Here is a 26,021-nt window from a genome sequence, read left to right as displayed (position 1 = left end):
TCGGCGGCACGGGAGCCTCCCGGGGGAAGTGGTGTGGACCGGTCGAGCGCGGTTCACGCCAGTCGCACCACCGCCTTGTGGACGGCGCCCAGTGTGCCGGGCGTGATCCGCAGCGCCAGCGCGGAGCCGGTCGACAGGACCTGGACGGAGGGGTCCTTGGACGAGACGGACGCGACGGCCCGGTTCCAGGTCAGGTCGATCACGGCGCCGTCGCGCAGGGGCCCGGAGACGCAGACGGTGGCCGTGCCGCCGCTCTCGCGGATCAGTACGCTCGCGGGCGCGGAGACCGTCACCGGCCCGGCCGTCCCGGCGAACCAGAAGTTCACGCCGGTGAGGCCGAGCGCGGGGACGCGGACGCCCTGCTGCTCGTCGGTGTTGGCGAGCACGCTCAGCCACGCCGTGTCGGCGGCGCGGGCCGCGGTCTGTGCGGCCGTGGCGCCCGGCATGAGGGCGTACGCGTACGTCGCCCACGTCGGATCGGTCCCGTGGTCGAACCAGAGCGTCAGATAGCGGCGGGTCACAGGGTCGGTGCTCGCCCCCTTGTTGATGGTGGACCAGGCGCCGGTGCGCGCCTCGCGCAGCGCCTTGAGGCCGCTGGGCGCGCCCCCGGGGAAGACATACCCGCCGTGCCCGGCGAGGTGCGCCCAGCGGGCGCCGGTGAGGGCGGCGCTCCAGCCGGGGCTGGTGGACTGGGCCGAGCCGTCGACGGTGAAGCCGTGGACTCCGGCGGCGCCCAGGTTGCGGTTGTCGACGGTGGTCTCGACGCGGGCGGAGTCGCGGCCGTGGATACCGGCGCCGAGGCAGACGACGGCGTCGTCGAGGAAGAACCAGGACTTCTTGGCGAGCAGCGTCGAGGACAGGCCCTTGAGGTACTGGCCGACGGCGGCGTACGTGCCGTCCGTGGCGCCGCCGACCCAGCGCACGTCGGGCCGCGCCGCGCCCCAGGTGCCGCCCTCCCCGTCCGCCAGGGCCTTGCGCGAGGCGGTGGTGCCGGGCAGCCGGTAGGGGTCGACGGTGGGCCAGAAGTCGTCGCTGTACTGGCCGTTGGCGTAGGTGTCGCCCCACCAGTAGAGCATTCCGGAGCCGCTGTGCCAGGCGCGGAGGTTCTCGCCGTTGCCGTTCTCGTAGTACGTGATGCGCTGCGAGGCCATGGAGAGGGCGGCGGCCCACCCGGGGCGGCGGTGGACGGCCCGGTCCATGCCGGGGAAGAGGCGGTGCCCGGCCGGTTCGGGGCTCGGGGCGGCCGGGCCGTCGTCGACGGCCGCCAGCCGGGAGAGGGCGGCGACGCCCAGGGCCGGGCTGGACAGGAGGGGGCTGTAGTAGTCGCGGGCGATCCAGCCCTTGACCATGGAGTCCCAGCGCGCTTTCTCGGCGGCGGAGGCGGTGCGCGCGAGCAGCGCGACACAGGCGATGATCCCGTGCCCGCGCAGGTGGTCGTCCTGGCGGATCCGGCGGGTGTCGGCCTTCTGGACGCCCCGGCTGACGGCCCGCCCGGAGACGCCGTCCATGGCGAGGCCGTTGAAGAGGAAGGGTGCGTACGCCTTCTCGACGGAGTCGAGGACGATCTGCCGTCCGGGGTCGGTGACCTCCCAGGCCGACCCCTTCAGCAGCGCGAAGAGGTGGGACAGCCCGCCGAGCATCACGGCGCCGTACGACCCGGCGTACGGCACGTACAGGTGCTGGATGAAGCTGCCGTCGGCGTACAGCCCGTCGCCGGAGGTGACGTACGGGAAGACGGGCGAGAGCGCGTCGCGCGCGAGGGCCAGCTTCGCCGGGGTCTTGCCGAGGACGCCGCGCAGGGCGAGGACGCGGCACAGGTCGACGCGGTTGGCGCCGGTGGAGGTGCCGGAGTAGGCGGCGACCGCACTGTCGGGGACGAAGTGGTCGACGGCGGCGCAGTGTGCGGCGATCCGTGCGGCGCCGAGGTGGTCGTACAGCAGGACGTCGATGTCGAGCAGGGCCTGCGGGATGCCGATCTGCCAGTTGTACCAGTTGCCGTAGCGGGCCTGGGAGGCGTTGTACGCCTGGTCGTGGAGGTGGTCGAGCCCGGCGAGGATCTCGCCGCGCAGGCCGCCGTCACCGGTGAGCCCGGTGCCCGGCTGGGCGTACGCCTCGGCCATGGTGCGCAGCCGGTTGAAGCTGGTGCCCAGGTTGCCGGAGTACGTGTACGACTCGGCGTCGGTGTCCGGCTCGGGGTCGGCGTACGGCAGGTCGGGCCACAGGGACCCGTCCGCCGGGGCCATGGTGGAGCGCAGGCCCCGGGCGGTGGTGCCGAGGTCGGCGAGCTTCGACGCGTACGGCTCGGCGGTAGGGCTGAAGCCGGTGCCGAGGATGAGGTCGCGCCAGGTGAGGCGGAGGGTGTCGTAGGCGTCGGCGGCGGAGGCGGGGTGGGCCAGCGTCGCCGAGAGGGTGAGGGGGACGGTGGCGGCGGCGAGCAGGAGGGCACGGCGGGAGGGCACGGGGGGAACCTCCGGAAGGCGGTACGTCGTTGAACCGAGAACCATTCGGGTGAACGGTTTTTCCCACACCGTGAGCAAGTGGTCAATGAATCGCACACGATCGTTCAAAATCGATCGAACGCTCAACCGTTCACCCGCAGGTTCCGAGACGTCAGCCGCCGCAGCGGCCTCGCTTAGATGTAGGCGTCGATACCGTTGAAGTTCAGCCGCGCGTTCATGGTCAGCAGGCCGGAAGCGATCTTCGTCGGGCCGTAGCACCCACGGGTGTAGCCGGGCTGGAGGGTGGACGGGGCGCAGTCGACGTCGCCGCCGTAGTTGGTGATGACCTCTCCCTCGATCGCGATGGCGACGCTCGCCTTGTTCTGCACCACGAGGATGGTCTGGTGGCCGCCGCTGCTGTTGTGCACACCGCACACCTTGAAGAAGACGTTGCGGGAGCCCTTGTGCTGCTGGTAGGTCGTACAGTCCCAGGTCGGGTCGCTGTCGACGGCCTTCCAGTTCACCTCCGCGGCCGAGGCCTGCGGGGTGGCAAGGGCGAGAAAGCCGAGCATCGCGGTGGCGAGCCCGAGTGAGCGGCGTACGGACGGGTTCTTCATGCGTTCTCCTGGGTGGCGGGGCGGTTTCGAGGCCGCGAGACGGAGCCGAGGGCGCTCAGCAGCTGTGGGTGTACGAGCGGCTCGTCACCGAAGAGCCCCGTCCGTCGACACTCCATGTGCTGTGAGCGGTGATGGTGAAGGGCTTGCAGCCCACGTACACGCTCGGGCCCAGACAACCCCGCTGGAAACCGGGGTTGAGAGTGCTGAGCTTGCAGTGGTGGGCGTTCTCGTAATAGATCTGGTTGGACTGGATGAACGAACCGAAGTCGATCGCCTGTCCCGAGTTGTTGGAGATGACCGAGACGGCCTGCGCGTAACCGCTGGAGTTGGCGATGATGCAGGTCTGGCCGACGACGCCTGCCGGAGCCTTGTACAGAGCGGTGGTGGTACCGCAGTGCCAGTTGGCGTTGGGCTTTATCTCCTGCCAGTAGTCCGAGGCGTAGGCAGGCTGGGAACCCATCAGCAGGATGGCCGCGAGAGCTGCGATGACCGCTCCCGCGCGGCGCACGGCGCGCAGGGGGAGACGTCCGTCGACGGCAGAGGATGAGAGTTTCCGCATCAAGACCTCCAAGGCCTTACGAATGGTTGAAGCGACAAATAAGGCAGCGGATCAGCCGTGCCACGAGTCGACGCTGAGGTTGGCCTCCTCGTCACCGTTCATGTAGAGGTGGGAGGTCGCCGCGATGTCGCGGGTCCCCGAGAAGGTCGTGCCGAAGCAGCCGCGGGTGAAGCCCGGGTTGAGCGTCGAATGCGTGCACACGGCCCGCCAGGAGCCTTCGTAGATGCCCCCGGTGTTCTCCGACTCCAGCACACCGCGGATATCGGCGGCCTTGGTACCGCTGTTCTGTACGACGAGCACGGCCTGGGCGTCGTTGTTGGCGTTGCGCACGATGCAGGTCTTGAACTTGATGTTGTAGGACAGCCGGTGCGACTTGTACGTCGAGCAGCTCCAGTTGGAGTTGGTGTCCACCGGCTGCCAGTACGGAGGGGCCGCCGCGGCAGGCCCGGCATTGACCAGGCCGGCACCGAGCAGGGTCACGCTCGCGGCGAGTACGCCCAGCGTCTTCTTCATGAGTTCTTCCTTCGCGAGTGTCACAAAAGGTCCGTAAGAGGCGCGGCACGAGAGCCCGTCGGGCCCGTGCGGGAGCCGGACCGGAGTGCGGTTTTGGAGGGTGGGCGCGAGGGCCGAGGCCGGGTCGGCGAGCGGAGCCGGGCATGCGGTCACCGCACGGCGCGGACCCCGCGGCGCGGGCTCACACGGGTGAATCTAGGCCCGCGCGGAGTGCCGCGGTATGCGGGGCGTGCAGGCTTTCTGTGCACTGCGTGCAGCGCGTGTCCGTACAAGCGGCAGTCGGCCTAGGCCGACCTCTCCAGGGCGCTCGCGCGGTGCTCGGTGGGGGTGACTCCGTACGCTTCACGGAACGCCCGGCTGAACGCGGTGGCACTGGCGAAGCCCCAGCGAGCCGCGATCACCTGTACGGGCCGGCCGCGGAGGCCCGGACACGCGAGGTCCGCGCGAGCTCGCTCCAGCCTGCCCCTGCGGATGTACGCCGCCACGCTCACGGGCTGGCCGCGGAAGAGGGCGTACAGACCGCGGAGGGAGATACCGTGCCGATCCGCGATCGTCTGGGGCGTGAGCTCCGGGTCGCCGAGGTTGTTGTCGATGAAGCGGAGGATCCGCTGCAGCGACTCCTGCGCACGGGCCTCGGCCGGCGCCTCACCGGGATCGCCGAGCTGCCGTGCCAGGCACGTGGTGGCGAGGTCGAGGGCGACGGACCCCATACCGCGCAGCTCCTCGGGACGACAGCGCGCGCCGTGGTCGACGAGCGTCTTCAGGAAGCCGCCGAGGACGGCGGCCGGTCCCTCACCGATCCCGATTCCCTGCGCGAGGAGGCGGTCCACCCTGTCCGCACGCAGCGGCAGTACCGCACGGGGGATCTGCAACACGACCGCCTCGGTCTGCCCGTCGGCGGCGCCGATTGCTTCGTTCTCCATCGGACGCGAGGTGTCCGTCACGACCAGGCCGCCCGTCACCACCGACTCGCGGCGCTGCTGCACGATCCGGAACGCACCTCGTGTCACCAGCGCCACTTGGAACTGCTCGGGATCGCCCCGCCGGATGTGGGCCGGCGTCCGGCGGGACAGCACCGGTGAGAAACCGAAGGTCGACAACCGCACCGCACCGAGATCGAGATCCGTGATCCGCGCCCGGAAGTCGGCCGGGTGCCGGGTGCTGAGAGCGACGGGCATCAGATCACTGGACACCGTCTCGCAGAACCAGTCGAACCTGTCCCCACACGGCAAGGCAGCAGCCGACACCACCGACGATTCCACGCGCCCCCCAGAGTCCGCCCCATTATCGGACACGCGTACGCGCAAGACGAACACGCTCGGCTTCCCGTGACATTGCTGCCCTGGACGTCAGCCACCGCACCCGAACCGGGCGTTCCCCCAGTCCGCGTGGTCGTTGCCGTTGCCGTCACCGCCGTCGCCGACGACCAGGTCCACGTAGGACGCGCCCGTGACGTCGGCCGTCAGCGGCCAGGCGGCGTCGCTCGCCCTCAGCACGGGTGACGCCGCCTTCTGCGCGCCGTCGGCCAGGACGGTGAACTGCACGCTGCCCCGCGTCGCCTGGGCGTCGTCCACCCCCACCTCGGCGGTGAACGCGGTGCACTTGCCGCCCAGGTAGTAGCGCACGGTCGCGGGGGCGTGGGTGCCCAGGCCCTTGGTGTACGCCACTCCCCCGATCCGCAGCGGGGTGCCGTCGCCCGGCGCCGTACCGCCGTTGGACATGTCGCGTTCGACGGGGCCCCAGCCGCTGCGGGCGGATGCCCAGTCCAGGTCGCTCGCCCAGGCGTCGGTGGCCGGCGGGGGCGGCAGGGTGCGGACGGTCGTGGCGGCGGTGAGGGTGCGTTCCGTGCCGCCGGCCGCGTACGACGCCGAGGAGCGGAGCTCGTACGCCCGGTACGGCGCGTCCGCCGGTGGGGTCACGCGCCAGGTGGCGGTGGCCTTGGCGCCGGGTGCGACCGCGTCCAGGGTGATCGGGCCGGACGGCTCGGCGGTCCAGCCGTCCGGCAGGGTGAGGGTGAGGGCCGGGGTCACGGCGGCCGTCTCGTCGTGGGTGAAGGTCGCCGTGATGTCGTTCGCCCGTCCCGGTTCGAGGGTCTCGTTCGTCGTGAGGGCGAGCGTGCCGCAGGTGGCGGGCCGGGCGGACGGGCCCAGGTCGGTGACGGTGAACCGGTCGAGGACGAAGTCGGCGCCGTCCGGGGCGTCGGCGCGTTTGCGCAGACCGGTGAACGTGTCGCCGCAGCCGGCTGTGACGGTCTCGGTGAAGCGGCCGGTGGTGTGCTGGTGCGGGATCGGCGTGCGGCGGGTCTCCACCGAGGTGCCGTCGGCCCGGTCGTACCCGGTCACCCACTCGTACGCGCCCGCGTGACTGGACTGGTAGTCGTACTCCACCCGGTAGCTGTGCCCGTCCTTCATCGGCGCGGTCCAGGGCGCGGTGCGGTAGACGAGGCCGGTGTTCTCGTCGTGGGCCTTGAGGGACTCACGGCCCTCCAGGACGTCGTCGACGGGCTTCCCGTTCCAGCCCGCCTGGGTGTACGGCGCGTGGAGTTGACTCACGTGCGTACGGGGGTCGTTCGCCCCGCCCGCGTCGCCCTTCAGGAACGGCCCCCACCCCTGGTCGACGGCCTCGAAGTCCTCGTACACGACCGCGTCCGCCCTGCCCGCCGGGTCGTTGGCGACGATCCGTACGTCGTCGACGCGCACGGTCGCCGCGCTCCCGCCCTCGGCGCGGATCGCGAGCGTGGCGCGGCCGTCGGCGGGCGCGGTGAAGTGGACCTTGGCGCGCTGCATGCGCGTCCCGTGCCAGTCGGAGGCGGCGATGCGGTTCGTCACGGCCGAGCGCTCGACGGTGACGGACGCGCCGCCGATGGACAGGGTCGTACGGCGCGAGGCGCCCGGCTGGACCTCGATCCAGGCGGAGGCGCTGTACCGCGTGCCGGGCGCGAGGCCCTCGATCCGCTGGGCCAGCCCGGCAGCCGCCGCCCCGGTCAGCGCGGCGCTGGTGCGGCCCTGCTCGTCGGTGTGGCGGGCGACCGCCCCGGCCTTGGTCCATGCCCCGAGCCGCGCGTCGTTGAAGCCGGGGTCCGCGACCGGCGTGCCCTCGCCCCAGCGCGGATCGGGGAGCGGCAGGGCGGGGGCGCGGTCCGGGTAGAGGACGTACGCCTGGCCGGGCGCGGCCGTGAGCGTGATCCGGCCGCTCTCCGCGCGGACCGTCCCCGTCTTCACGCGGCCGTTGTCGGTGAGCTTGTAGACGGTGTACGTGCCCGGCGGCACGGCCCAACTGCTCGTGCCGCCCGCCTTGTTGTAGTGGTACAGCTTCTTGCCGCCCTCCCAGGGCAGAAGGTACCGGTCGCCGTCAAGGACCTTGCGGCCGTGCTCGTGGAAGGTGCGGCGGCCGTTCTCGACGGTGCCGCGTACGCCGCCGGTGAAGGTGATGTCGTCGCCGTTCCAGCGGAGGATCTTCTGCCGCTGGAGGTACTTGGCGGGCAGGTTCTTCTGCCAGATGTTGGCGGTGAAGGCGGTGAAGTCCGTCTCGCCGGTCCAGCCCTCGAAGTCTTCCAGGGCCGTCTGGCCGAGGACGGGGTGGTGGTTCCAGACGTCCTTCTCGCCGTTGCGGATGAACCGGATGATCTGCGAGTTGAGGCCCTTGTTGGTCGCGCCCCCGTAGTCGAGGTCGTTGGCCCAGTGCGACCAGAGCGAGGCCCGCTCGAACTTGTCCGACCACTCCGTGCCGACGTGCCAGCCCTGCGCCTGCACGGCCCGGAGGGTCTCGTCGGCGACCCAGCCGTGCGTGTAGTAGACGTCGATGTAGAGGAAGCCGAGGTTGCGGTCGGTCTCGTCGCGCAGCTGCTGGAAGCGGCGGGCCAGGTCGCCGCTGGTGACGTCGCGTCGCTGGTTGATGTAGTAGCTCTGGTTGAGCCAGTTCCAGCCGGGCTTGGTCGTGTCGACGAGGGTCTCGCTGAAGTGGCGGGCCTCGGGGTACGACTCGGTGGCGTTGACGTGGACGCCGAAGGTGGCGCCCCACTTCTCGCCGTGGCGCAGCAGCTTGTTGAGGTCGTCGAGGCCGCCCGCGCGCTTGTTGTAGTTGCCGCCGTAGTCGGGGTGGGCCGAGTCGTGGCCCTCGGACCCGTACCCCTTGAGCACCGCGAGCTGCCCGAGGCCGTCCGTGGCGAGCGAGACGCGCTTGACGTCGTCGAGGGTGCGGGCGAAGGGGTGTGTGGCCTGGCTGGCGAAGTTGAACGGGATGTGGGTGACCACCCGCTCCGGCGTCCGCTCGCTGCCGGGTGCTCGGATCCCGATGGTACGGAAGGCGATGGCGCCGTCCTGCCAGTCGGTCCGGCCGTCGCCGTTGGCGTCCGGCGTGACGACGACCTTGGCCCACGGCAGGTCGGCGCCGCTCTCGGGCCGGTCCGCGCCGGCGCCCCGGTAGGTCCACTGCCCGGACCACACGCCGACGCGCACACCGCCGTCCGCTGCCTCGCGGGCCTGGTGCCAGAAGCGGGCGTCGTCGCCGTTGGTGGGGCCCGAGGGCTTGTCGTAGCTGGAGTTGGACTCGACGGCGGCGGCGAGGGAGCTGGTGTTGACCAGCGCGTAGCTCGCCCCGGCGGGCGCGGCCTCCGCCCGCTCGGGCACGGCCGCGAACACGTCGGCGGTACGCGTCGAGTCGACGTCGAGCCGCGTGAACGCGGTGGCGGCGCCCTGCTCGTCCGAGCCGACCGACACCAGGTCGTGCCCGGGTATGTCGATGGTCCCGACCCGGAAGGCGTCGGTGTCCCGGACGGCGGTCACCTTGAAGGTGGTGACGCGGCCGGACACCGCGAGCACGGTGTCCATCTCCACGCCGGGCAGAGCGGGGAACGCCAGCGTGTAGCGGGCGTTCCCCGCCCCGAGGACGGGCGGGGCCGTGAGCCGCACCTCGTACGCCGTGCCGTTGAGGGTGACGTGCGCGACCGGGCTCGTACTGCCCAGCAGGCGCGCGCCGCTCGCGCGGTCGGTGTACGAGACGACGCGCGGGAAGTCGGGGGCGACGGCCACCGCCAGCTGCGGGGATCCGATGAGGAGCGGCTCCCCGGCAGCGGTGGCGGGCGCGGGTGGCGGTCCGGCGGTGGCCGGTCCCGCCAGGGCGAACACGACGGAGGAGGCGGCGGCGAGGGCGCACACCGCACGGAATCGTGGCGACATGGCCTCTGGCGTAACGGCCGCCTCAGGGCACCGTCAACGAAACGGACTCCGGGCGGCGACACCAGTCCAACAACGGCCCCCGGTTAATCCAACTCACCGCTTCCTGAAGTACTCGATCAGACGCGAGTAGCTGTCGGTGGCGTGGCCGTCTTCCACGGCCTTGTTCACAAGGCCGAGGGTGTAGGCGGGGAAGGCGACGTCGACGTTCCGCGCCTCGCTCTCGCGGATCAGGTCCTCGACCGAGGGCTGGTGGTGCTGGAGCGCTCCGTACGGCGTCGCGTACTCAGCCCGGTCGACCTCGTCGGCGAGCATCGGCAAGAACCCGAGCAGTGCCTCGACGGACGGGCGGGCGTCGTCCAGGAACCGCTTCGCCTCGATGCCCTCGCTGGACAGCAGGGCAGCCGCGTGCAGGAACCCGTTGAGCGCGCCCCACATGGTGCCGTGCACAGCCATTCCGTACAGGGCCGGCACTCCGGCATCGGCCGAGATCAGCGTTCCCCCGCCACCGATGAGTTGGAGCATGGGCTGGAAGTCCTTGAAGACGGCGTCGGAACCGCCGTAGAAAATCACCGTCTCCGCTCCCCCGATACCCGGGGCGATCGTCATGATCTGCCCATGGAGATACCGCGCGCCCTGGTCCACGACCCACTCGGCCACGGCCCTGGCCTCCGCGGACGTCCCATCCGTGAGGTTGAGCACGGAGCGGCCGGACAGCGCGTCGCCCGACGATTCCAGAACCGCGCGGGCGGTCGCGTTGCCCTTCACGCTGACGACCACGAGAGGACTGGCGGCAACGGCGTCGCGGACCGTGGCGGACCACTCGGCCCCCTTGGCGACCAGGGGGCCGGCCTTCTCCGGCGTACGGTTCCACACCGTGGTCGGGTGCCCGCCCTCCAGGAAGACGCCGGCGAGCGCGAGGCCCATCTCGCCCAGACCGATCACGGTCACGGCCGACTGGGCAGTGGTTCGTTCTGAGGCAGTGTTCATCGAAGGCGCTCCATCCCCGGTTGCAGTGGTCCGGCCCGTCCGGGCCGGACCTACTGGTGCTGCGGAGTTGTCACGCTAAAACCTGAACCGAAGTTGAGGTCAAGGACCTAGCTGCGGCCCTGGACCCGGTCCTGGCCCCGGTCCCGCAGGGCCCTGGCCCTCGGGCGCGGCGCCGCCCTCGATGGGCGTGAGCTTCAGGCTCAGGCCGCCGCCCTGCTCGATGATGTGGCCTTCGTGGACGTGGAACGTGTCGCTGGTACTGAACGGCAGCATCGTCCGGTCGGACCGGGCGCCCGAAACCAGTGGTTGAAAATTAAACGGAATGGGTCTACCGTCGTTCTTGTTGAATGTTAAACCACTACCAAGGGAGCGCGTCATCATGGGTCTCTTCAGCCGCAACACCGCCACCGCCGCCACTGCGACCCCCGCCGCCGTGGACCCGGCGCTCGCCGCCCTGACCGGCGAGTACGCCATCGACCCGGCTCACAGCAGCATCGGCTTCACCGCCCGCCACGCCATGGTCACCAACGTCCGGGGCGCCTTCGCCGACTACTCCGGCACGCTGACGCTCGACGGCGCGAACCCGGCCGCCTCCTCCGCGTCGATCGACGTCAAGATCGACTCGATCGACACCGGCAGCGCTGACCGTGACGCGCACCTGCGCGGCGCCGACTTCTTCGACGCCGGGCAGTTCCCGCTGATGACCTTCCGCTCCACCTCCGCGGAGACACTCGGCGGCAGCGACTACCGGATCACCGGCGACCTGACCATCAAGGGCGTCACGCGTCCGATCTCCATCGACCTGGAGTTCAACGGCTCGGCCACGGACCCCTTCGGCAACGAGCGCGTCGGCTTCGAGGGCAAGGCCGAGCTGCTGCGCTCCGAGTGGGGCCTGACCTGGAACGCGGCCCTGGAGACGGGCGGTGTGCTGGTCAGCGACAAGATCAAGCTGACCTTCGAGATCTCCGCGATCCGCAACGCCTGAGGCCTCGCTTCGACAGGACGCCCGAACCGGCGCGGGATCCCGCGCCGGAGGGCCGTCTCACAAACCGAGCGCCTGCGCCGCCAGCTCGGTGCCCCGCACCCGCGCCTCGATCTTGGCGAAGGCGACGTCGCGCGAGGTGGAGGTGTCGTCCGCGAACGGCGCGAAGCCGCAGTCGTCGCAGGTGCCCAGCTGCTCGACCGGGATGTACCGGGCCGCGAACAGCACCCGGTCGCGTACCTCCTCGGGCGTCTCGACGGTCGTGCCGATCGGATCGGTCACGCCGATGAACACACGGATGCCGGGGCGCAGTTGGTCGGCGATGACGCGCAGGACGCGCTCGGGGTCGGGCTCGCTCGCGAGCTGGACGTAGAAGTTGCCCGCCTTCAGCTCGAAGAGCTTGGGCAGCAGCTCGGCGTAGTCGACGTCCAGGCTGTGCGTGGAGTCCTGGTCGCCGCCCGGGCAGGTGTGGACGCCGATGCGGGCCCGCTCGTCCTCGGAGAACCGGTCGAGCACCTGGTTGTTGAGCGCGATGAACTGCTCCAGCACCCCGCCGCTCGGGTCCAGCTTGAGAGACAGCCGTCCTTCCGTGAAGTCCAGCTGTACGCCGTGGGCGCCCGCCTCCAGGCAGCCCCGGATGTCGGCCTCGGCCTCGTTCGCGAGGTCGCGCAGGAACGCCTCACGGGAGTAGCCGCCGATACCGTCGGCCGGGTAAAGCAGGCTGAGGGCAGACGGCGCGATGACCGCCTGCTTGATCGGGGCGTCGGTGTGGTTCTGCGCGTTGCGCAGATAGCTGTCCGCCCGGACCTGGTAGCGGAACGGCCCCGCCGTCAGGCGGGGCAGTTGCCGCGTGTGACCGTCCGCGAAGGGGATGACGGCGCCGTCTGGGGCGAGGCCGGCGAGACCCGCGATCGGGTACGTGACGAAGCTCGGCTTGGACTGCTCACCATCCACCAGGACGGGGCAGCCGAGCTGCTCCAGCTTGGCCAGCGTGTCGGCCGTGGCCTGCTTCTGGAGTTTCGCCAGCTCGGCGTCGCTCAGCCGCCCTGCGGCGTGCTCGGCGAGGGCTTCGACGAGGGCGCGGGGCCGGGGGATGCTACCGATCGGCTCGGTGGGGATGCTCATGCCGCGGACCCTAGCGCCGAGTAACGATCGACCACGCCGAGTGATGACGCCGGTTCACCCCATGGAGGGCGAGACCGGCCATCAGGTTGACCGGTGGTGGGCGTCAGGGCGCGATCGGCAGCTGCCGCTTGTGCTCCGTGAGCTCGTAGCGGCGGATGATGGCCGCCGATGCGGCCTCGTCGACCGGCTTGCCCTCCAGGAAGTCGTCGATCTGGTCGTACGTGACGCCGAGAGCCTCCTCGTCGGGCTTGCCCGGGGCCAGCGTCTCCAGGTCGGCCGTCGGCGTCTTCCACACCAGTTCGGCGGGCGCGCCCAGCGCCTCCGCCACGGCGCGGACGCGCCGCTTGGTGAGGCCGGTCAGCGGGACCACGTCGGCCGCGCCGTCGCCGAACTTCGTGAAGAAGCCGGAGACCGCCTCGGCCGCGTGGTCGGTGCCGACGACCAGACCGTCGTGCGCGCCCGCCACCGCGTACTGGGCGATCATGCGCTGCCGCGCCTTGATGTTGCCGTGGACGAAGTCCTGGTGGTGCGCGTCACGGAACTCCGTGCCCCCGGCCAGAGCGGCCTCCAGCGCGGCGTCGCTGGCGGGCTTCACGTCGACGGTCAGAACGCGGTCGGCGCGGATGAACTCCAGGGCCAGCTGCGCGTCCTTCTCGTCGGCCTGGACGCCGTACGGCAGGCGCATCGCGAAGAAGGTCGCGTCCTGCCCGGCGGCCCGGACCCGCTCGACCGCGAGCTGGCACAGCCGGCCCGTGGTCGTGGAGTCCACCCCGCCGCTGATGCCCAGCACCAGGGAGCGCAGCCCCGTGGAGGTCAGCCGGTCGGCGAGGAAGGCCACCCGCCGCTCGATCTCCTGCTCGGCATCGAAGGACGCGCTCACCTGGAGGTCCTGGGCGATCCGCTGCTGCTGGGGTATGGACGCCAGGTCGGTCACGGTTGCTCCTCGCGGGTACGTGTAGGGGACGGAAGCACTTTAGACCGGAACTCGCACCACACGAGCTTCCCGGGGTTCCGCTCCCCCACCCCCCAGGTGTCGGCGAGCGCCGCCACCAGCGGCAGTCCGCGCCCGGACTCCGCCGCCGCGTCCGCCTGCCGCGCGAGGACCGTGCCGTCCCCGCTGTCGTGCACCTCCACCCGGAGCGGCCCGTCCTCCGCCGGACGCAGCAGGCGCAGCCGGTAGCCGCGGCCCGGGGGCACGCCGTGCAGGAGCGCGTTGGTCGCGAGCTCGCTCACGCAGAGCACCACGTCGTCGGCGCGCTCCTTGATCGCCCAGCGGGTGAGCGCCTCGGCGGTGAAGCGCCGGGCGGCCCGCACGGACGTGCGCTCGCGCCGGAAGAACGCCTCGCAGAGGTAGGGCAGTTCCAGTTCGTCGTTCATGGCGCCCACTGTCACTGCGGGTCACTAGGCTTGAACACAGCGTCAAGCCGTACAAGTCGGTTGTACGGCGTGCGCACGGTCAGGTACTCCAGCGGGCGGGAAGAGGGCGACCATGCACCCAGCGAACAAGCCCAGGAAGAACGCCACATGGCACGTACTCGGTGCCCAACTGGGCCAACTCCGCAGAGCGGCGGGGATGAAGCAGCCGGAACTGGCCGAGCAGCTCTGCATCAGCGTCGAGACGCTCGCCTCCATCGAGCAGGGCCGGAGAACACTGAAGTACGACCTGGCCGTCGAGATCGACCAACTGCTGAACACGGGGGGCGTGTTGGCGGCGGGGGTGTTGCGCGTACCGGAGCGGGAGCGGTATCCGGCGTTCGCGCAGGACTTCGTGGAGCACGAGCAGCAGGCGCTGACGCTGCTCTGGTACGAGCAGAAACTGGTCCCCGGTCTGCTTCAAACAGAGGCGTACGCGGAGGCCGTCTTCGCCTCGCTCTTCCCGCCGATCACCCCGGAGGAGTCCGAGGAGCGGCTCTCCGCCCGGCTCGACCGGCAAAAGCTCTTCGACCGCAAGCCCTGGCCCCCGATGATGAACTTCATCATCGACCAGCCCGTGTTGGACCAGCCGCTCGGCGGCCGTCATGTCCTGCGCGACCAGATCCGTCATCTACGCCGCTGCGCCGAATTGCCCTTCCTGGCCATCCAGATCATGCCGACCGCCCGTGAGAAGCACGCAGGTCTCAACGGCCCCATGGTGCTGCTGGAGACCCCCGACCACGACCAGCTGGCCTACCTTGAGGGGCAGCGCGTCAGCTTCCTTGTCGATGATCCGGATGAGGTCAGTGTGCTGCACCAGATCTATGGGATGCTGCGGTCACAGGCCCTGACCCCCGAGGAGAGCATGGGCCTCCTGGACGATCTGGCAGGAGAGTCATGACAGCCCCAGCAGCACTGACCTGGTTCAAGTCCAGCTACAGCGGCCCCGAAGGCGGCGCGTGCGTCGAAGTCGCCTACGACTGGCACAAGTCCAGCTACAGCGGGGATGAGGGCGGTAACTGCGTCGAGGTGGCCGCCCACCCCGCCGCCGTCCACGTGCGGGACTCCAAGGTCCAGGACGGCCCCGTCCTCACGGTCTCCCCCGCCACCTGGTCCGCGTTCGTGGCCGAGCAGGCGTAGCGCTCAGGAGGGCCGCGAGCAGCACTCAGAGCCCTCCGCCACACCCGCCGCCGCCTCCGCACCCGCCGGCGTCACCGCCGCACCCCCCGCCTGGGCCATGGCCTCCGTCGCCGGAGGATGAGTGCCCGGAGGGCCCTGGGCCCGGGAATCCGATGGCGACGAAGACCCAGGCGACGAATGTGACACCCGCCATGACCATCGCCACGACGGAGACCGGTGTCGACCGCACCATGACGGCCGCGACGATGGTGGCCACCGTGGCCACGGTCATGGCCGCGGCAACGAGACGTCCTCTCATAGGGCATCCTCCGAGTCGGTGGAGCTCACGTCAGTCACCTCCGCAACCGCCGCCGCACGTACTACCGCACGAGCTGCCGCAGCTCCCGCCGTCCGCGCCACCGCGCTCCCACCAGCTGCCGGACCGAACGGGGCGGTACTTGCTCGACCGGAGCGCGGCCGGCGCGGCGGGGTCCTCGTCCCCGAGTGCCGTGCGGAGCATGTCGCGGCAGTGCGCCCGCAGCCGTACCAGCTGAGGGCGGGGATCGCCGTCCGGCCAGGCGAGCGCCGTCAGCGCGGCCAGCCCCCACAGCGGGACCCAGGCGAATATCCACCAGCCCATGTCGCCGAGCCAGGGCACCGGTGCGCGCACCACCAAACCGTGCAGGGCCATGCCCGCCGTCAGCAGGAAGGCCGCGACCAGCAGGGGAACGCGGCCGTTCTCGGTCATCCCGCTGATCCGTCTCTCATGGGGAATGCGCCGTACGGCCTCGTCACGGAGGCGCCGGTAGTCGGAGAACTCCGGGCTCTCGCCCCGCACTTCGTACAACCTCGTACCCGAGGGCCGGGCACGTACGGTGTCCGACAGGGCGTCCAGGGCCGCCTGGCCCGTACCGCTGTCGATGGCGGGCGGCGGCTGATCGGCCGTCGGCAGGATCAGCCCGTCGGCATCCACCCGGACCGCGCGGCCGGCGAGCAGCAGACGTACCGCGATGGCGTCGACATCGTCCGGTTCGGCGAGGTGGGCGGCCTGCACCAGGTTGGGGCGGGAGTCGATGACCTCACCCACGATCCGCCGGTCGGTGCGGTTGCGCACGACCCGGCGGATCAGCAGGGCGGCATGGAGGGAAGCGAAGATCCCCAGCCAGAAAAGGACTACGCTCAGGCCTTCGCTCATACGGCGCCCCCCGCCCCGCGGCTCCCTGTGCTGCGCCGGGTAGCTGTCGAGTATCCGCGCCACTGACACCGGTCACAAGGTGTGCGGACAGCCCTGCCTACGCTTTGCGCGCGAGGAGTTGAACCTCCTGGAACTGCCGCCGGTCGGCGGGCTGGGGCTCGCACACCATGCGGGCGACCTCCACCAACCCCGCCTCGCGCAGCAGCCCCGCGAGGTGATCGGGCGACCACCGATAGGCCGGAGCGACCGCGTGATCGAAGACCTGGGTCGGGTGAGACGGGTCTTCGGTCGCCGAAAAGCCGACCAGCAGGTGGCCGCCGGGCGCCAGCACGCGGTGGAACTCGGCGAGGACGACCGGGAGTTCGTGCGGCGGGGTGTGGATGATGGACCACCGGGAGAGGACGCCGCCCAGCTCGCCGTCACCGATCTCCAACGCGGCCATCGAGCCCACCTCGAACCGCAGTCCCGGATAGGCCTGCCGAGCCAGCTCGATCATCGCGGGAGAGGCGTCCACGCCGACCGCCGCCAGCCCCAACTCGGCCAGGTATGCGGTGACATAACCAGGACCGCATCCAAGGTCCGCGACCTGCCCGTCCCGCCCGCCCCCACTCGCCCTCACGACCTCGGCGAAGGCGCCGAGCATCGCCCGTTCCAGGGGCCTGTCGCGCAGCGTGTCGCGGAACAGCTCCGCGTACGCGGGGGCAGCGGCGTCGTAGGCCTCGCGGGTGGCACTGAGAGCATCGTGTTCGACCATGCCCGCGACACTACGCAGAACTCCTCCGGTAGGTTGCAGCGGGCGACGCGACCCCCGTTGAAGGGCAGATGACTTGAACACGTTGGAAGCGTCCGAGGTCCCGCATTCCCTGGCGATGTCGTACGCCAGAGGCTTCGGCGAGGAAGGAAGGGCCTGGGTCGCCGGACTACCGGCCCTCGCTGCGGAATTCCTGGACCGCTGGGAGTTGAGGCGGGACGGCGCGGTCGGAGCCGGGGAAGCCTCGCTGGTGCTCCCGGTGCTGCGGAGGGACGGCACGCGCGCGGTCCTCAAACTGCAGATGCCCAGGGAGGAGACCACCGCCGCACTCATCGGACTGCGTGCCTGGGACGGCGACGGGACGGTGCGGCTGCTCGACCACGATCCCGGCAGCAGCACCATGCTCCTGGAGCGGCTGGACGCCACCCGCACGCTGACCTCGATCGAGGACGACGACGTCGCGATGGGCATCCTCGCCGAACTTCAGGCCCGACTGGTCCGCGTCCCCGCGCCGGAGGGACTTCGCAGCCTCGGCGACATCGCCACCGAGATGCTGGAGCAGGTGCCCGAGGCGGTCGAGGCTCTGGCCGACCGCGCAGAGCGGGAACGCCTGCGCGGCTGGGCGTCGGCGGTGGCCGAGCTGGTCGGCGAGGCCGGCGACCGGATGCTGCACTGGGACCTGCACTACGACAACGTGCTCGCCGCGCAGCGCGAGCCGTGGCTCGCCATCGATCCCGAGCCGCTCGCCGGGGACCCCGGCTTCGATCTGTGGCCCGCCCTGGACAGCAGGTGGGACGACGTCGTCGCGAAGAACGATGTCCGGCGCGTGGTGCGGCGCCGCTTCGACCTGCTCACCGAGGTCCTCGGCCTGGACCGCTCACGCGCGACCGGCTGGACGCTCGGGCGGCTGCTGCAGAACTCGCTCTGGGCCATCGAGGACGGCGAGACCGCTCTCGCCCCGTCCTCCGTCGCAATCGCGGAGTCGCTGCTCAACCGGTGACGCTGCTCAACCGGTGACGCTGCCCCACAGCCCTTGTCAGCGGTCGGCCTGGTAGGCCGCGTCCGCGCCCGTGGCCCTCCTGCCGTCAGGGGCGATGACCGTTTGCGTACGATCGCCCCTGATCTGGAAGACGTTGGTGGGCCGCTGAGTGTTCCGGGGGTTGCACTCCGGGACCGTGACGGTGAAGACAGTGACGTATCTGGCCCCGTCGGACGTGGTCACCTGCGTCACGAAGTTGACCACGCCCTTCTTGGCGGGGTTGCTGCCGTTCGGCGCTTCGAAGATCCACGATCCGGTCGCCGTCGCGGACCCCTCCGTCGGCACGACCGTGAGCGAGCCGCCTTCGTTGAACTGCACCGTCTGCACTTTGGTGCCGGCCTGGGTGTACGGCTTGGACAGCTCGAACGCCGCCCGTCCGCCGGACTGCGGTGGATCGATGAAGTCCCGTTCGCTGCCCCCGCACTGCCCGGGGGCGGCCACGGCGGCGGAGCCGTGCTGGGTGAGGAAACCGAGGAGCAGCACGGAGGACAACCCCACGGCGGCGGACTTCAGATGACGTCGGTACATGATCGCGGACCCACTTCCGTCGCCAGGACAGGACAAGGCCGGGCTCCCGCGAACAGCGGGGCCCCACGGCGTTGACGCAGGTCAGCGCCGGTTCAGTCAGCGTAGCCAGGCCCTGTCCGGTGACGACATCGCCGAATCGTGTAGGTTTGCCGCCGCCCACAAGCCGCCTCAGAAGCGGGCTCCGACGTCCGTGCCGTTGGCGGGGCGCAGGAAGGTGCTCGGCGGCAGGGAGCCGTCGGCCCGCCGGGGGCCGGTGAGGGAGCTCGGGTCCGTACTGGCGAACGACCAGGTGCCGCCGAGGTTCCAGGAGTTGCCGCTGCCGCCGGACTGCGAGCCCAGCGACACGTTCGTACGGTTGGTGACGGCGAGGTTGGCGGTAAGGGTGCCGTCCGCGTCGGCGAAGTCGAAGCCGGTGCCGCCGTTGCGCCAGGCCGTGCAGTGGTCGGCGACGAGGGCGCCCGGGTTGGCGTTGTCGATGAATCCGCCCGCCGAGTTGTCCCAGGCCATGCTGTTGCGGGTGACGTGGGCGGCGGGTGGGTCGGTGTCACCGCCGCCGCCCAGCTTGAAGCCGTTGCCGTCGCCGGTGTAGTCGGGCAGGTTCCAGCGGTTGTAGCCGTTGCCCCAGGCCAGGCTGTTCTCGATGCGGATGGGGGTGAGGAACTCCCAGGCGTCGAAGCCGTCGTCGGAGTTGTTCCAGAGCCGCGCGCCGCGCACGACGTTGCCGGTGCCGGAGCCCTCCTTGATGGCCAGGCCGTCCGCGCTCTCGCCGTTCTTGCGGGGGTCGCGGTTGCCGTGGCTGTCGAGGTTGAGGATCTGGTTGTCGGCCGAGGCGCCCTGGAGGTGGAGGCCGCTCTCGTAGTTGTTCCGGGTGGTGAGGCGGTCGAAGACGTTGTGGCTGGTGTCGACGCCGAAGACGCCGTACGGGCCGTTGGCGATCTCCAGCCCGGTGATCCGCCAGTACTCGCCCTCGATGTGGATCGCCCCGCGCTCGGCCCGAGGGATGCTCGCGCCCACGGGCGCGGGGGTGTGCGGCATGCTCTCGCCGTCGATGACGGCCCGCTCCCCGGCGTAGGCCCGGAGGGTGAGGGGCTGGCTCGCGGTGCCGCTCTTGTTCAGCCGGATGTTCGTGGTGGGCGCGTACGTACCGGCTCTGAGATGGATGGTGGCGCCCGGCTGGGCGAGGTCCACGGCGCGCTGGATGCTGCGTAACGGCTGGGAGATCGTGCCGGGGTTGCTGTCGTTGCCGCCCGGCGCCACGTAGATCTGCGTCTCGGCGGCGTGGGCGGCGGAGTGCGGGAGGGCGGCGGTCAGGGCGAGAAGGGCGACGGCGGCGGTGACCGCCGGGACGAGTCGGCGCGCGGGCATGCGGGCGTCCCTTCCGGGAGGGTGTACGGGCGGCTGAACGCGGGTCACACTGGCGGACAGACGCTAGGGGGAAAGCGCTTTCCGGTCAACGGTCCGCACAGAGATCCGCCCGCCCGGCTGTGGCGACGGCGCAGGCCGGCCGGTTGCGGCACCGCAACCGGAGGCATGCGACGATGCGTCGGCCGGCAGGAACTCATGGGCGGGGGCGAAGGCCGATGGAGTACGTCAACCTCGATGCGCGGGTCGGCGACCTGTCAGGGGTCTTGGACCCAGGTCCCTACCTGGACCAGCTGCCCTCGATCTCTGGTGATCTGCCGCCCGGTGCCCGGACCTTCGCCACTGACACGGACCACTACGACTTCCGGAGCAGGCGATGCGTGAAGGACCTGACGCTTCGGGCCCTCCGGGGTTCCGGCGGGGAGGAGATGGAGGTCGAATTCCAGCACAACTGCTGGAAGCATGACCGTGACCTGGTCATACGCTACGCAGGGGTGTCCAGCTTCACCATCGATCCCGCCGACGAGGAACGAGGGACGGACCTCGGGGCTGTGATCCTCGACGAGATCCTGCCTCACAGGGACGGTTGCAGCCACGAGATCGCCTGCTGGGACGGCACACTCACCATCATCTGCCGTGACCTTCAGGCGACCTGGACGGAGACCACCTGCAAGGGATGACTGGCATGACCGGACCCCATCGCGACGAAGAGCCCGCCGAGCACCGGCGGTTTGCCGGGTACCTGCTGGCGCTGGAGGTGGTCGCCGAGGCGGATGAAGCCGACCTGGTGGCATCTGTGCTGTGCGACCGGGACGCGGCGATGGCGGACAGCGCGGTGGGCCGCCATGTGGACCGTCGGGCGGCAATGCTGCTGACCGACCCTCGGTTCACCGCTTGGGCCCAAGCCATGACGGAGGTGATCGGCGAGCGCGGCTTCCTCACTCGTCGGCTGCGCGAGTGGAGCCTGCTCAGATCCCTCGCCCTGGGCGAGCCGTGGGCAGCCGAGGATGTCACCGGGGCCTCCGACTGGTGTCAGCGCATGGTCGCGGCCACAGAGGCCGTGACCGCACCCGATGCCCTCGGACTGCTCGGTGCACGCGGACGAACCCGCCGTGTCCGCAACGCGGCGAACCGCCGCCTCCAGCAGCTTCAACAGCCAAGCTGACAACCCTGGCGGAGGCGGTCCGCGCCCGTCGCGGCTCGGGCGTCAGAACCCGCCGCCCCCGAAGTCCCCGCCGCCGAAGCCGCCTCCGCCGCCGCCCCAGTCGCCTCCGCCGCCGAAGTCGCCGGCGCTGAAGTCGCCGCCGGAGAAGTCGCCGCCCTCGTAGCCGCTGAACTCGCCGCCGCCGTACTCCGCGCCGTACGCGGGTGTGGCGAGCATCGAGCCGAGCATGGTGCCCATCAGCAGGCCCGGGAGCAGGCCGCCGCCGAAGTAGCCGCCCGCCCAGGGGCCGTACGCGGGGCCGGCCTCCCAGTAGGGGCGGCGGCCGTAGTCGGTGTCGACGGTGCGGGCCATCGGCTCCTCGCCCGCCTCCAGGCGTGCCGCGTCCGCCGCGCAGACCGGCACCTCGCGGACCGCGCCGCCGGGCGGGGCCCACGGGGCCTCGGTGGCCGCCGGGCCGTGGCGCGGGTCGAAGAAGCAAGGTGCCCGCCGCTCGGGAAGCGGGCGGCCCTCGCGGCGGGCGGCAAGGACGGCCAGCGCGAAGCGGCCGTCCTGGAGGGCCTCGGTCACGCCCCGTACGTCATGGGGGTGCCGGGCCTGGCCCATCTGTGACTTGGCCTTGTCGTACGCGTCGAGGGCGTGCTCGTAGTCGGTGCGCATCGCGTCGTCCGCGCCGGGCTCGGCCGGGTGGAAGTCGAGCCGGTCGAGCTCCTCGCCGAAGGCGGTGATGTCCTCGTCCACGACGACCCGCATCCGCTCCAGCGCCTCGCGCTCCTCGGCCTCGCGCCGCTGCCGCCTGCGCCGTACGACCGTGAAGGCGGTCGCGCCGCCGGCCGCGGCGACCGCGCCCAGGGTGACCAGCCCGCCGACGGGCACGCCGTCACCCGGGACGCCTTCCCAGGTGCTGGGTGCCGAGCCACGGGCCAGCGGCAGCGCCTGGTCGACGAAGGCGTTCAGCTCGGTCGCGGCGTCCACGCCGGGCTGGCGGACGGCCGTGACGATGTTCTGCACGGCCTGGTTCGACATCACGGCCCGGTCGGCCCCGGCGGCGAACGCGTCACCGAGCCGCACGGCGTACACACCGGTGACGCCGGTCTCGGTCCGCAGATTGCGCAGCAGGTTCTCGCGCGGGAACTCCTCGGTCGCCGGCAGCACGGCCACGAAGACCGGCTTGTCCGCGTCGAGGATCTTGTCGGCGAGGGCGTCCGCGTCCGCCTGCGACAGCTCACCGGTCGCCTCCGGGTGGACGTACACCGGGCCCGCCCGCAGCGCGTCACCGGCGTCGGACAGCCCCGTGGCCTTGGCCCCCGCTCCGGGAGCCAAGGCGACCAGCAGCATCAGCACCAGCCCTGCCAGCGCCGACAGAAGAGGGAACGGCCTGGTCCTCATGAGTCAAAAATACCCCCATTCGGACTAGAGCGAGCGAATCGGGCCACGACTGCAGTGCGACGGCAGCGAAACAGGATCGAGAGCGGAAGCCATAGCCCACGATCAGGCGCGGACCACATAAACCGACGATCAGCCCCTGAGTGATCGGTAACCTTGTCGCATTGACACGACACCGAGGGGTGGGACGGCTGTGCGTGCGTTGCGCGTTCGACACATTGAGGACTCCCTGACGGAGGACTTCGAGGGACGGATCGACCTCAGTGATTACGACGGGAAGCCCGAGAAGCAGCGGCGCCCGGCCTTCCTCAGCCGGGCCCTCGCAGCTCGGGCGATTCAGCGCTTCACCGGCATGCCCCCCGAAGAAGCAGCCGAAGCAGTGGTGGATGGTTTCCACGACAATGGCATTGACGCGCTGGCCATCGACAATGAAAACCGCCGGATCGTTCTCGTGCAGTCGAAGTGGGACGGGTCGGGAGACGCAGGCCTCTCTCAAGCGGACGCGCTGAAGATCCGCAACGGCTGCAGCGATCTGTTCAATATGCGCTTCGACCGCTTCTCCCCTGCGCTTCAGGCGCGGCAGAAGTCCATCGCCGACGCCCTGAGCGACGCCTCGATTACCTTCATCATCGTGGTGGCAACCACGGGCAGGACCACGCTCCCGGAGGAGGCTCGCCTGGTCTTCGACGACTTCCTCAACGAGGTCAACGAGAACGACCCGGTGGTCTCTCTCGAAACACTGGGGCTGAGGGAGTTCCATTCCATGGTGGTGGAGGGCACCGCCGGCCCCAGCATCGAGCTCAACGTGCCGATCGAGCAGTGGGGGACGGTGGACCTGCCCTATCAGGCCTACTACGGATTGGTACAGGCGTCCGAGATCGCTTCATGGTACGAAAACCACGGCGACCGGCTCTTTTCGCAGAACCTTCGCAAGTCACTCGGGAACACCGACGTGAACGAGGGGCTGACAAACACACTGCTCACCCAGGGGCAGCACTTCTGGTACTTCAACAACGGCATCACCGCCCTCTGTGAATCGATCAAGAAGACCCCCCGCGGCGGTGCCACGCACACCTACGGCGATTTCGCCATCACAGGCGTCAGTGTGGTGAACGGCGCCCAGACAGTGGCCAGCATTCACCGGGCCGCGAGGAAGGATCCCCAGGCCCTCGACGACGCCCGGGTGTGGGTACGCTTCATCTCGCTCGAAGGCTGCCCTCCTGACTTCGCCATCGATGTCACGCGAGCGACCAATACGCAGAACAGTGTCGAAAGCCGGGACTTCGTCGCTCTGGATCAGCAGCAGGAGCGGATTCGGCGGGACATGCTCCTCTCGCTCCGCAAGCAGTACTCCGTGAAGCGCGGCGAGAACCCTCCGGCCGAGGCCGACGGCTGCACCGTACAAGACGCCTTGGTGGCGTTGGCGTGCGCCTACAACGACCCCTATTACTCCGTGATGGCCAAAAGTGCAGTGGGGCGGCTCTCCGAGAACACGGCGCGGGCTCCGTACGTGAACCTGTTCAACGGCGGGACAACCGCCCACAAGGTCTGGCGTTGCGTGCAAGTCATGCGGGTCGTCGAGGCAGACCTCGCCGAGCGGCGCACCAATCTGGCCGACCGGGACTACGCAATCGCCACACACGGAAATCGCCTGATTCTGCAGCTGGTTTTCAACCAGCTGAACCTGGACAAGGTGGACGAGCCGAAGTACGACTGGCAGATCGAGCTCGACCGGGTGCATGACGTCACCGGAAGCGTGCTGGACACCCTGATCCAGTCTGTTGAAGAGGCGTACCCGAACAACTATCTGGCGCCGTTGTTCAAGAACACCACGAAATGCCGTGACCTCGTGGGCAGAGTGGAGGGCCGACTCGCCTCCCAGTGAGGGGTGTGGCCGGTCGGGACACGTGCGTCTCGACCGCCACAGTCACAAGCCGGCACTCTTACCCCTGGGGGGTCTACTCAGCAGGGCCTAGTCCGTCGGCTCGACGCCCGCCCGCAGCAGTCCGTAGGTGTACGCGTCCTCCAGCGCCTGCCACGACGCGGCGATGACGTTCTCGCCGACGCCGACCGTCGACCACTCGCCGGCGCCGTCGCTCGTGGTGATCAGGACGCGGGTGGTCGACTGCGTGCCGTGCACGCCCTCCAGGATGCGGACCTTGTAGTCCACCAGCTCCAGCTTGGCGAGCTGCGGGTAGATCCGCTCCAGCCCGGCGCGCATGGCGAGGTCCAGGGCGTTGACCGGGCCGTTGCCCTCCGCGGTGGTGACGATGCGCTCGCCCTTGGCCCACAGCTTGACGGTGGCCTCGTTGGCGTGGGTGCCGTCGGGGCGGTCCTCGACGATCGCGCGCCACGACTCCGTACGGAAGTAGCGCCGCGCCCTGCCCTCGACCTCCGCGCGCAGCAGCAGCTCGAAGGAGGCGTCGGCGGCCTCGTACGTGTAGCCCTTGAGCTCGCGCTCCTTGACGCGCTCGACGACCCGGCCGACCAGCTCGCGGTCGCCGCCGAGGTCGATGCCGAGCTCCTTGCCCTTGAGCTCGATGGAGGCGCGGCCCGCCATGTCGGAGACGAGCATCCGCATGGTGTTGCCGACCAGCTCCGGGTCGATGTGCTGGTAGAGGTCCGGGTCCACCTTGATCGCGGAGGCGTGGAGCCCGGCCTTGTGGGCGAAGGCGGAGACACCGACGTAGGGCTGGTGGGTGGAGGGGGTCAGGTTGACCACCTCGGCGATGGCGTGGGAGATGCGGGTCATCTCGCGCAGCGCGCCCTCGGGGAGGACCTTGCGGCCGTACTTCAGCTCCAGCGCGGCGACGACCGGGAAGAGGTTGGCGTTGCCGACGCGCTCGCCGTAGCCGTTGGCGGTGCACTGGACGTGCGTGGCGCCCGCGTCCACGGCGGCGAGGGTGTTGGCGACGGCGCAGCCGGTGTCGTCCTGGGCGTGGATGCCCAGGCGGGCGCCGGTGTCGGCGTGGACGGTGGAGACGACGGCCTGGATCTGGGCGGGCAGCATGCCGCCGTTGGTGTCGCACAGCACGACGACGTCGGCCCCGGCCTCGTACGCGGCGCGGACGACGGCCTTGGCGTAGGCGGGGTTCTCGCGGTAGCCGTCGAAGAAGTGCTCGCAGTCGACGAAGACCCGGCGGCCCTGCTCGCGCAGGTACGAGACGGTGTCGGCGACCATCGCGAGGTTCTCGTCCAGCGTGGTGCGCAGGGCCAGCTCGACGTGGCGGTCGTGGGACTTGGCGACCAGCGTGATCACCGGGGCGCCCGAGTCGAGGAGCGCCTTGACCTGCGGGTCCTCGGCGGCGGTGGTGCCGGCGCGGCGGGTGGCGCCGAAGGCGACGAGCTGCGCGTGCTTCAGCCGCAGCTCGCTCGCCGCACGGGCGAAGAACTCGGTGTCGCGCGGGTTGGCGCCGGGCCAGCCGCCCTCGATGAAGCCCACGCCGAAGTCGTCCAGGTGCCGGGCGATGGTCAGCTTGTCGGCGACGGTGAGGTTGATCCCCTCACGCTGGGCGCCGTCGCGCAGCGTGGTGTCGAAGACATGGAAACTGTCGTCGACGGGGCTCGCGTCGACGGAATGGCTGTCGGTCTCCGTGGTCATGACGGTGATGGCTCCTGTTGGATACGGCTCCGGACGTTTAGCTCCACTGCCCCCATCGTCGCGCGCC

General features: G+C 70.5%; 23 protein-coding genes. 7 read left to right on the top strand and 16 right to left on the bottom strand.

Annotation, left to right across the window (positions count from 1 at the left end):
- Positions 1-53: 53 nt before the first annotated feature.
- The 7 genes from ACIRNI_RS02130 to ACIRNI_RS02100 all read right to left on the bottom strand — a co-directional run bounded on the left by ACIRNI_RS02130 (position 54) and on the right by ACIRNI_RS02100 (position 10,291).
- On the bottom strand, positions 54-2,504 hold the full coding sequence (locus ACIRNI_RS02130; protein ID WP_403547516.1) for a polysaccharide lyase 8 family protein: 2,451 nt from the start codon (positions 2,502-2,504) through the stop codon (positions 54-56).
- 128 nt (positions 2,505-2,632) lie between these two features.
- Positions 2,633-3,055, bottom strand: a complete 423-nt coding sequence (locus ACIRNI_RS02125) for a hypothetical protein (RefSeq protein WP_403547514.1) — start codon at positions 3,053-3,055, stop codon at positions 2,633-2,635.
- A 55-nt stretch (positions 3,056-3,110) separates the two neighbouring features.
- The gene (locus ACIRNI_RS02120; protein WP_403547512.1) at positions 3,111-3,614 is read right to left on the bottom strand and encodes a hypothetical protein; all 504 of its coding nucleotides are present in this window, start codon (positions 3,612-3,614) and stop codon (positions 3,111-3,113) included.
- Positions 3,615-3,665: 51 nt separating this feature from the next.
- The gene (locus ACIRNI_RS02115) at positions 3,666-4,127 is read right to left on the bottom strand and encodes a hypothetical protein (RefSeq protein WP_403547510.1); all 462 of its coding nucleotides are present in this window, start codon (positions 4,125-4,127) and stop codon (positions 3,666-3,668) included.
- Positions 4,128-4,411: 284 nt separating this feature from the next.
- Positions 4,412-5,374 carry a helix-turn-helix domain-containing protein gene (locus tag ACIRNI_RS02110; protein WP_403547791.1) on the bottom strand — a complete coding sequence of 321 codons (963 nt, stop codon included), beginning with the start codon at positions 5,372-5,374 and terminating at the stop codon, positions 4,412-4,414.
- A gap of 102 nt (positions 5,375-5,476) precedes the next feature.
- Complete coding sequence (locus ACIRNI_RS02105) at positions 5,477-9,304, bottom strand: endo-alpha-N-acetylgalactosaminidase family protein (RefSeq protein WP_403547509.1); 3,828 nt, start codon at positions 9,302-9,304, stop codon at positions 5,477-5,479.
- Positions 9,305-9,397: 93 nt separating this feature from the next.
- Positions 9,398-10,291 (bottom strand): NAD(P)-dependent oxidoreductase, encoded by an 894-nt coding sequence (locus ACIRNI_RS02100; RefSeq protein ID WP_403547507.1) that lies wholly within the window; start codon positions 10,289-10,291, stop codon positions 9,398-9,400.
- A gap of 379 nt (positions 10,292-10,670) precedes the next feature.
- On the opposite strand from ACIRNI_RS02100, the gene ACIRNI_RS02095 reads away from it, so the two are divergent.
- Positions 10,671-11,276, top strand: a complete 606-nt coding sequence (locus tag ACIRNI_RS02095; protein ID WP_403547506.1) for a YceI family protein — start codon at positions 10,671-10,673, stop codon at positions 11,274-11,276.
- Positions 11,277-11,333: 57 nt separating this feature from the next.
- Here ACIRNI_RS02095 and ACIRNI_RS02090 read toward each other — a convergent pair whose 3' ends face one another.
- The 3 genes from ACIRNI_RS02090 to ACIRNI_RS02080 form a co-directional block, all read right to left on the bottom strand.
- The gene (locus tag ACIRNI_RS02090) at positions 11,334-12,398 is read right to left on the bottom strand and encodes a cobalamin-independent methionine synthase II family protein (protein WP_403547504.1); all 1,065 of its coding nucleotides are present in this window, start codon (positions 12,396-12,398) and stop codon (positions 11,334-11,336) included.
- Positions 12,399-12,501: 103 nt separating this feature from the next.
- Positions 12,502-13,332, bottom strand: coding sequence for an ammonia-dependent NAD(+) synthetase (gene nadE, locus ACIRNI_RS02085; RefSeq protein ID WP_403547503.1), 831 nt, complete (start codon positions 13,330-13,332; stop codon positions 12,502-12,504).
- Complete coding sequence (locus ACIRNI_RS02080; protein ID WP_403547501.1) at positions 13,329-13,775, bottom strand: ATP-binding protein; 447 nt, start codon at positions 13,773-13,775, stop codon at positions 13,329-13,331. Before ACIRNI_RS02080 ends, nadE begins: the two co-directional genes overlap by 4 nt.
- 112 nt (positions 13,776-13,887) lie before the next feature.
- On the opposite strand from ACIRNI_RS02080, the gene ACIRNI_RS02075 reads away from it, so the two are divergent.
- Positions 13,888-14,712 carry a Scr1 family TA system antitoxin-like transcriptional regulator gene (locus tag ACIRNI_RS02075; RefSeq protein WP_403547499.1) on the top strand — a complete coding sequence of 275 codons (825 nt, stop codon included), beginning with the start codon at positions 13,888-13,890 and terminating at the stop codon, positions 14,710-14,712.
- Positions 14,709-14,951 carry a DUF397 domain-containing protein gene (locus ACIRNI_RS02070; protein WP_403547497.1) on the top strand — a complete coding sequence of 81 codons (243 nt, stop codon included), beginning with the start codon at positions 14,709-14,711 and terminating at the stop codon, positions 14,949-14,951. The genes ACIRNI_RS02075 and ACIRNI_RS02070 overlap by 4 nt, the downstream gene beginning before the upstream one ends.
- A gap of 328 nt (positions 14,952-15,279) precedes the next feature.
- On the opposite strand, the gene ACIRNI_RS02065 is transcribed toward ACIRNI_RS02070, so the two are convergent.
- Both ACIRNI_RS02065 and ACIRNI_RS02060 read right to left on the bottom strand, forming a co-directional pair.
- Positions 15,280-16,125 (bottom strand): hypothetical protein, encoded by an 846-nt coding sequence (locus ACIRNI_RS02065; protein ID WP_403547495.1) that lies wholly within the window; start codon positions 16,123-16,125, stop codon positions 15,280-15,282.
- A gap of 97 nt (positions 16,126-16,222) precedes the next feature.
- Positions 16,223-16,879, bottom strand: a complete 657-nt coding sequence (locus ACIRNI_RS02060; RefSeq protein ID WP_403547493.1) for a class I SAM-dependent methyltransferase — start codon at positions 16,877-16,879, stop codon at positions 16,223-16,225.
- 115 nt (positions 16,880-16,994) lie between these two features.
- On the opposite strand from ACIRNI_RS02060, the gene ACIRNI_RS02055 reads away from it, so the two are divergent.
- Complete coding sequence (locus tag ACIRNI_RS02055; protein ID WP_403547789.1) at positions 16,995-17,876, top strand: aminoglycoside phosphotransferase family protein; 882 nt, start codon at positions 16,995-16,997, stop codon at positions 17,874-17,876.
- Positions 17,877-17,912: 36 nt separating this feature from the next.
- On the opposite strand, the gene ACIRNI_RS02050 is transcribed toward ACIRNI_RS02055, so the two are convergent.
- Both ACIRNI_RS02050 and ACIRNI_RS02045 read right to left on the bottom strand, forming a co-directional pair.
- Entirely contained in the window at positions 17,913-18,443 is a 531-nt protein-coding gene (locus tag ACIRNI_RS02050; protein ID WP_403547491.1) for a hypothetical protein, read from the bottom strand.
- Between the two features lie 168 nt (positions 18,444-18,611).
- Positions 18,612-19,808, bottom strand: a complete 1,197-nt coding sequence (locus tag ACIRNI_RS02045) for a right-handed parallel beta-helix repeat-containing protein (RefSeq protein WP_403547489.1) — start codon at positions 19,806-19,808, stop codon at positions 18,612-18,614.
- 215 nt (positions 19,809-20,023) lie between these two features.
- On the opposite strand from ACIRNI_RS02045, the gene ACIRNI_RS02040 reads away from it, so the two are divergent.
- Together ACIRNI_RS02040 and ACIRNI_RS02035 are read left to right on the top strand one after the other, a co-directional pair.
- A complete protein-coding gene (locus ACIRNI_RS02040; protein ID WP_403547488.1) occupies positions 20,024-20,485 on the top strand; it encodes a hypothetical protein in 462 nt (153 codons plus the stop codon).
- 5 nt (positions 20,486-20,490) lie between these two features.
- Entirely contained in the window at positions 20,491-20,970 is a 480-nt protein-coding gene (locus tag ACIRNI_RS02035) for a hypothetical protein (protein WP_403547486.1), read from the top strand.
- Positions 20,971-21,012: 42 nt separating this feature from the next.
- On the opposite strand, the gene ACIRNI_RS02030 is transcribed toward ACIRNI_RS02035, so the two are convergent.
- Positions 21,013-22,356 carry a hypothetical protein gene (locus ACIRNI_RS02030; protein WP_403547484.1) on the bottom strand — a complete coding sequence of 448 codons (1,344 nt, stop codon included), beginning with the start codon at positions 22,354-22,356 and terminating at the stop codon, positions 21,013-21,015.
- A 190-nt stretch (positions 22,357-22,546) separates the two neighbouring features.
- On the opposite strand from ACIRNI_RS02030, the gene ACIRNI_RS02025 reads away from it, so the two are divergent.
- Positions 22,547-24,238: an AIPR family protein gene (locus ACIRNI_RS02025; RefSeq protein ID WP_403547482.1), complete on the top strand. Its 1,692-nt coding sequence runs from the start codon at positions 22,547-22,549 to the stop codon at positions 24,236-24,238.
- A gap of 87 nt (positions 24,239-24,325) precedes the next feature.
- Here the strand turns inward: ACIRNI_RS02025 and cimA are convergent, their stop codons facing one another.
- Positions 24,326-25,954, bottom strand: coding sequence for a citramalate synthase (gene cimA / locus ACIRNI_RS02020; protein WP_355363354.1), 1,629 nt, complete (start codon positions 25,952-25,954; stop codon positions 24,326-24,328).
- Positions 25,955-26,021 lie beyond the last annotated feature (67 nt).

The organism is Streptomyces sp. NPDC093546 (genome assembly GCF_044765045.1).
GTDB lineage: Bacteria > Actinomycetota > Actinomycetes > Streptomycetales > Streptomycetaceae > Streptomyces.
This window is presented reverse-complemented; position numbering and strand designations above follow the sequence as displayed.

Coding starts and splice junctions, on each gene's coding strand:
- ACIRNI_RS02050 (WP_403547491.1), bottom strand. CDS start 18,443: ATGTACCGACGTCATCTGAAGTCCGCCGCCGTGGGGTTGTCCTCCGTG.
- ACIRNI_RS02125 (WP_403547514.1), bottom strand. CDS start 3,055: ATGAAGAACCCGTCCGTACGCCGCTCACTCGGGCTCGCCACCGCGATG.
- ACIRNI_RS02060 (WP_403547493.1), bottom strand. CDS start 16,879: ATGGTCGAACACGATGCTCTCAGTGCCACCCGCGAGGCCTACGACGCC.
- ACIRNI_RS02090 (WP_403547504.1), bottom strand. CDS start 12,398: ATGAGCATCCCCACCGAGCCGATCGGTAGCATCCCCCGGCCCCGCGCC.
- ACIRNI_RS02070 (WP_403547497.1), top strand. CDS start 14,709: ATGACAGCCCCAGCAGCACTGACCTGGTTCAAGTCCAGCTACAGCGGC.
- ACIRNI_RS02040 (WP_403547488.1), top strand. CDS start 20,024: ATGGAGTACGTCAACCTCGATGCGCGGGTCGGCGACCTGTCAGGGGTC.
- ACIRNI_RS02100 (WP_403547507.1), bottom strand. CDS start 10,291: ATGAACACTGCCTCAGAACGAACCACTGCCCAGTCGGCCGTGACCGTG.
- ACIRNI_RS02105 (WP_403547509.1), bottom strand. CDS start 9,304: ATGTCGCCACGATTCCGTGCGGTGTGCGCCCTCGCCGCCGCCTCCTCC.
- cimA (WP_355363354.1), bottom strand. CDS start 25,954: ATGACCACGGAGACCGACAGCCATTCCGTCGACGCGAGCCCCGTCGAC.
- ACIRNI_RS02075 (WP_403547499.1), top strand. CDS start 13,888: ATGCACCCAGCGAACAAGCCCAGGAAGAACGCCACATGGCACGTACTC.
- ACIRNI_RS02055 (WP_403547789.1), top strand. CDS start 16,995: ATGTCGTACGCCAGAGGCTTCGGCGAGGAAGGAAGGGCCTGGGTCGCC.
- ACIRNI_RS02115 (WP_403547510.1), bottom strand. CDS start 4,127: ATGAAGAAGACGCTGGGCGTACTCGCCGCGAGCGTGACCCTGCTCGGT.
- ACIRNI_RS02045 (WP_403547489.1), bottom strand. CDS start 19,808: ATGCCCGCGCGCCGACTCGTCCCGGCGGTCACCGCCGCCGTCGCCCTT.
- ACIRNI_RS02120 (WP_403547512.1), bottom strand. CDS start 3,614: ATGCGGAAACTCTCATCCTCTGCCGTCGACGGACGTCTCCCCCTGCGC.
- ACIRNI_RS02080 (WP_403547501.1), bottom strand. CDS start 13,775: ATGAACGACGAACTGGAACTGCCCTACCTCTGCGAGGCGTTCTTCCGG.
- ACIRNI_RS02065 (WP_403547495.1), bottom strand. CDS start 16,125: ATGAGCGAAGGCCTGAGCGTAGTCCTTTTCTGGCTGGGGATCTTCGCT.
- ACIRNI_RS02035 (WP_403547486.1), top strand. CDS start 20,491: ATGACCGGACCCCATCGCGACGAAGAGCCCGCCGAGCACCGGCGGTTT.
- ACIRNI_RS02095 (WP_403547506.1), top strand. CDS start 10,671: ATGGGTCTCTTCAGCCGCAACACCGCCACCGCCGCCACTGCGACCCCC.
- ACIRNI_RS02130 (WP_403547516.1), bottom strand. CDS start 2,504: ATGGTTCTCGGTTCAACGACGTACCGCCTTCCGGAGGTTCCCCCCGTG.
- ACIRNI_RS02030 (WP_403547484.1), bottom strand. CDS start 22,356: ATGAGGACCAGGCCGTTCCCTCTTCTGTCGGCGCTGGCAGGGCTGGTG.